The organism is Promineifilum sp. (SeqCode) (genome assembly GCF_041918635.1).
Taxonomy (GTDB): Bacteria; Chloroflexota; Anaerolineae; order Promineifilales; family Promineifilaceae; genus Promineifilum.
Map to the genome: position 1 here is coordinate 1 of NZ_JAYRVJ010000527.1, position 2,243 is coordinate 2,243.

Annotated in this window: 3 protein-coding genes and 1 pseudogene; all 4 read right to left on the minus strand. The window is 66.7% G+C overall.

Annotated elements, in window-relative coordinates:
• The coding region (locus ACE3UY_RS15755) for a phosphate uptake regulator PhoU (protein WP_374688452.1) at positions 1-550 on the minus strand (550 nt) is incomplete at its 3' end.
• Complete coding sequence (locus ACE3UY_RS15760) at positions 547-1,272, minus strand: MBL fold metallo-hydrolase (protein ID WP_374688453.1); 726 nt, start codon at positions 1,270-1,272, stop codon at positions 547-549. The genes ACE3UY_RS15760 and ACE3UY_RS15755, both read right to left, overlap by 4 nt.
• The gene (locus ACE3UY_RS15765) at positions 1,256-1,996 is read right to left on the minus strand and encodes a hypothetical protein (RefSeq protein WP_374688454.1); all 741 of its coding nucleotides are present in this window, start codon (positions 1,994-1,996) and stop codon (positions 1,256-1,258) included. Before ACE3UY_RS15765 ends, ACE3UY_RS15760 begins: the two co-directional genes overlap by 17 nt.
• Before the next feature lie 64 nt (positions 1,997-2,060).
• Positions 2,061-2,243 (minus strand): annotated as a pseudogene (locus ACE3UY_RS15770) (beta-ketoacyl-[acyl-carrier-protein] synthase II); the annotation flags it as partial.

Below are 2,243 nucleotides of genomic sequence, written 5' to 3' on the forward strand. Positions count from 1 at the left end.
ACAGCTTCAGGCGGGGGCGCGTATCCTCGACCGCCCCGCCTTCCTCAGTCTGGTTCGCGCCTTCGGCCGCATCGGCCCCGCCTTCGGTGTCACTGTCGGCGTTGCTCCACTCGTCGTCGGCGACCGCGCCCTCCGCCAAATTGCCTTCATCGGGCGCGGCGCTTTCGACCGTTAGCCAGGACGGCGCGCCCCACGACTCGATGACGAACGGGATCTCATTCATGCGCGTCACGATGCGGGCAATGCCCGCGGCGTGGTCGCCGATACGCTCCAACTCGGTGGCGAAATGCATGGCCGCGATGACCGAGCGCAGGTCGCGCGCCATGGGTTGCTGCGTCGCCAGCACGATGTAGGCCCGCTCCTCGACGTGGAAGCGCAGGCGGTTGATCTCGGCGTCGCCGGCGATGACACTCTGCGCCAGCGCGGAATCGTTGGTCATCAGCGCCTCGATGGCGTTGCCAATAGCCGTATCGACCATGCTGCCCAGCGCCAGAATCGACTGGTTCAACTCGACCAGTTCGCTATCCAGCAAGCCGCGCGGGTTGATCATCTTCCCCCTCCTATCTGTTGTCTGAGTTGTTCCCAGAGCGCTGTGACGGCCGCCGGATCATCGATCAGCGGCGCGCCATGACCACAGGCGATCACCGCGGGCGACAGGGCCAGCAGACGCGCCGCCGAGCGGTCGGCCGCCGCCTGATCGGCCGAGATGCGGGGCGGCGTGCGCTGTAGCCGGCCGTCGCGGGTGTTCAGCGCGTCGCCGGCGAAGCAGATGCCGGCCGATGGGCTGTAGAGCGCGTGATGATCGAGGGTGTGGCCGGGCGTCGCCAGCACGCGCAGCCCGCCCAGGACGGGCAACTCGTCCTCCTCGCCGATGACCCGGATGTGGCTCCGCGCCACGGCCGGATAGCGCACGAAGCGATCCATGAGAAACTGGACGACCGCCGGCATGTGGCGCGGCGAGCGGCCGGTCGCCAGCAGTTCGGCCGAGGCTTGCCCGGCGTAGACTGTCGCGCCAGAGCGCGCCTGCACCGCCGCGGCGCTGCCGGCATGATCCATGTCGGCATGGGTGATGACGATGCGCGCCAGGTCTGATGGCTGCCCGCCGAATTCGGCCAGCCGCCCGAAAATGAGGTCGGCTTTGCCCGGCATGCCGGCGTCGATGAGGGTGTAGCCGTCGGGGTCGCGGCACAGGTAACAATTGACGCTGCCCGTGTCGATCCACAGCACGTCGGTGGAAGACCTGTCAGGCCTCACATCACTCCGCGTCGGCATTCACCGTCTCCTCCAGCAGGTGGGCAGCCTTGGCGTCGAAGGCGGCGCGCAGAGCGGCGTAGTCGGCGTGCGGCAGCGGCTTCAACCCGGCGGTCTGCTGGCGCAAGACGTTGCTCAGCTTGGAGGCATGGGTGGCCGGGATGCGCGACTCTTTCACGTCCAGGCTGTCAATGTTGGGTGTGGTGAAGACGATGACCGGGATGATGGGAACCGCGCCGGCGTTCGGCGCGGCCTCCTGCACAAAGGCCGCCATCTTGGCCGCCATCGCCTCGGCCTCGTGGGTTGGGTTGCCCAGCCCCTCGCGGCCGAAGAAGCGGCGCATGCCCAGCCCCGTCTGCCGCCACGAGTCGCCGGCGGCCGTGATGCGCCCGCCCTGATACTTCGCCACTAGCGGCACGATGGCCGTCGGCAGCAACAGGACGTGCGGCGCGGGCAGCAGGTAGTGATAGAGCCGGCCGTCCTTGCGGGCGAACTTGCCCGCCGCGCGGTCGATCACCTGATCCAGCCGCGGCCGGCGCAAGTAGCGGTGGGCGAGGTACATGCCCACCTGTGACAGGATGAAACCCACCACCAGAGCGATCAACTGGTAAATGAAAATGGCGGTGCTGTCGCTGATAAAGATGATCAGCAGGCCGGCCACCAGCGTGGCCAGCCCCACCAGGCTGACGAACTGGGCCAGCCGGGCCAATCGGGCAATTCGTTTCTCGTCGCGTAAGACAACCATGTTTGCTTCCAAGATAGTGGTGAGTGGCAAGTGGTCAGTCTGACCACTGACCACTTGCTACTGATCACTTTAGATAACCATTGGTATAGCGCCCCAGCACAAGGCACGCATTCTGCCCGCCCAGGCCGAACGAGTTCTTCAGGGCCACTCGAATATCGGCCGGGCGCGGCACATTGGGCACATAGTCCAGGTCGCACTCCGGATCGGGCGTCTCATAGTTCCAGGTCGGCGGGATAAGGGCGCGGCC